1 tRNA gene and 2 rRNA genes (1 of these 3 cut by a window edge) are annotated in these 2,500 nt (G+C 54.3%); all 3 read right to left on the minus strand.

The window, feature by feature from the left end:
- Nucleotides 1–39: 39 nt before the first annotated feature.
- Nucleotides 40–116: transfer RNA gene (locus tag FJW07_RS31375), tRNA-Met, on the minus strand.
- A 191-nt stretch (nucleotides 117–307) separates the two neighbouring features.
- Nucleotides 308–422, minus strand: a 5S ribosomal RNA gene (rrf, locus tag FJW07_RS31380).
- Nucleotides 423–511: 89 nt separating this feature from the next.
- Nucleotides 512–2,500: ribosomal RNA gene (locus tag FJW07_RS31385) — 23S ribosomal RNA — on the minus strand; it runs 811 nt beyond the window's last position.

The following is a 2,500-nucleotide window of genomic DNA, read 5'->3' on the forward strand; positions in this document are numbered from 1 at the left end:
CCCGGTTAGACCGGGACGGTTATTGATTTATGATAAAATTGGTTGCGGGGACAGGATTTGAACCTGTGACCTTCAGGTTATGAGCCTGACGAGCTACCGGGCTGCTCCACCCCGCGTCAACTACGAGCAAGCGTTTGCTTGCGTCCTTGAGGTAAGGTTTAACTTACCGGAATCAAGAGACCACCAAATGAAAGGGCCGCTTGCGCGGCCCATGATCCCGTTTGGCGGGCCTAAATATCGTAGGGAGAAGATTTGTCTCGATCCGGCTCTGTTTGGCCCGGATGTGAGCTGAACGTGCGCTTGGCAGACCTGGCAGCGACCTACTCTCCCGCGTCTTGAGACGAAGTACCATCAGCGCTGGAGCGTTTCACGGCCGAGTTCGGAATGGGATCGGGTGCAGCCGCTCCGCCATAACCACCAGGTCGGCAAAACGCACGTTCAAATCGAGAAGCTGTTTTCTGTGCCGGCGACAATCCTTCGGATTGCGCCTTGATGGATATAAGTAATGAGAACGATCAAGCCTATCGAACTATTAGTACCGGTAAGCTTCAAGCGTTGCCGCTCTTCCACACCCGGCCTATCAACGTGGTCGTCTTCCACGGTTCTCAGGGAATACTCGTTTCAAGGTGGGTTTCCCGCTTAGATGCCTTCAGCGGTTATCCCGTCCGGATATAGCTACCCTGCAATGCGGCTGGCGCCACAACAGGTCCACCAGAGATCCGTCCATCCCGGTCCTCTCGTACTAGGGACAGATCCTTTCAATATTCCTACACCCACGGCAGATAGGGACCGAACTGTCTCACGACGTTCTGAACCCAACTCACGTACCGCTTTAAATGGCGAACAGCCATACCCTTGGGACCTGCTCCAGCCCCAGGATGCGATGAGTCGACATCGAGGTGCCAAACAACCCCGTCGATATGGACTCTTGGGGGTCATCAGCCTGTTATCCCCGGCGTACCTTTTATCCGTTGAGCGATGGCCCTTCCACGCGGGACCACCGGATCACTATGACCGACTTTCGTCTCTGCTCGACTTGTCAGTCTCGCAGTCAGGCAGGCTTATGCCATTGCACTCAGCGAACGATTTCCGACCGTTCTGAGCCCACCATCGCGCGCCTCCGTTACTCTTTAGGAGGCGACCGCCCCAGTCAAACTACCCACCATACATTGTCCCGGACCCGGATAACGGGCCGCGGTTAGACATCCATAGTAATAAGGGTGGTATTTCAAGGGTGGCTCCACCTGAGCTGGCGCCCAGGTTTCAAAGCCTACCACCTATCCTACACATGCCACTACGAATGCCAATGTAAAGCTATAGTAAAGGTGCACGGGGTCTTTCCGTCTAACCGCAGGAACCCCGCATCTTCACGGGGAATTCAATTTCACTGAGTCTATGCTGGAGACAGCGGGGAAGTCGTTACGCCATTCGTGCAGGTCGGAACTTACCCGACAAGGAATTTCGCTACCTTAGGACCGTTATAGTTACGGCCGCCGTTTACTGGGGCTTCGATTCAGAGCTTGCACCCCTCCTCTTAACCTTCCAGCACCGGGCAGGCGTCAGACCCTATACGTCGCCTTGCGGCTTCGCAGAGCCCTGTGTTTTTGATAAACAGTCGCTACCCCCTGGTCTGTGCCACCCTCCTCTGCTTGCGCAGAAAAGGGTCACGCTTCTTCCGAAGTTACGCGTGCAATTTGCCGAGTTCCTTCAGCATAGTTCTCTCAAGCGCCTTGGTATACTCTACCTGACCACCAGTGTCGGTTTCGGGTACGGTCTATAAGGAGGAGCTATTTCCTGGAACCGCTCCGCTGCCCGTTCAATCCGATAAGATTGGACAACTTGTGCGATCCGTCACTACCTCCAGGCCCACGAATATTAACGTGGTTCCCATCGACTACGCGTTTCCGCCTCGTCTTAGGGGCCGGCTAACCCTGCTCAGATTAACTTTAAGCAGGAACCCTTGGTCTTTCGGCGGGGGAGTCTCTCACTCCCCTTACGTTACTCATGTCAGCATTCGCACTTCTGATACCTCCACCGCCCCTCACGGGTACGGCTTCATCAGCTTACAGAACGCTCCGCTACCGCTCGTGATTGCTCACGAACCCTAAGCTTCGGTGTATGGCTTTAGCCCCGTTACATTTTCGGCGCAAAGACCCTTATTTAGACCAGTGAGCTGTTACGCTTTCTTTAAATGATGGCTGCTTCTAAGCCAACATCCTGGTTGTTTTGGGATCCTCACATCCTTTCCCACTTAGCCATAACTTGGGGACCTTAGCTGTAGGTCAGGGTTGTTTCCCTTTTCACGACGGACGTTAGCACCCGCCGTGTGTCTGCCGACTAGTACTCCCAGGTATTCGGAGTTTGGTTAGGTTTGGTAATCCGGTGAGGACCCCTAGCCCATCCAGTGCTCTACCCCCTGGGGTATTCGGTCGACGCTCTACCTAAATAGATTTCGCGGAGAACCAGCTATTTCCGAGTTTGATTGGCCTTTCACCCCTAG

The organism is Mesorhizobium sp. B3-1-9 (genome assembly GCF_006439595.1).
Taxonomy (GTDB): Bacteria; Pseudomonadota; Alphaproteobacteria; order Rhizobiales; family Rhizobiaceae; genus Mesorhizobium.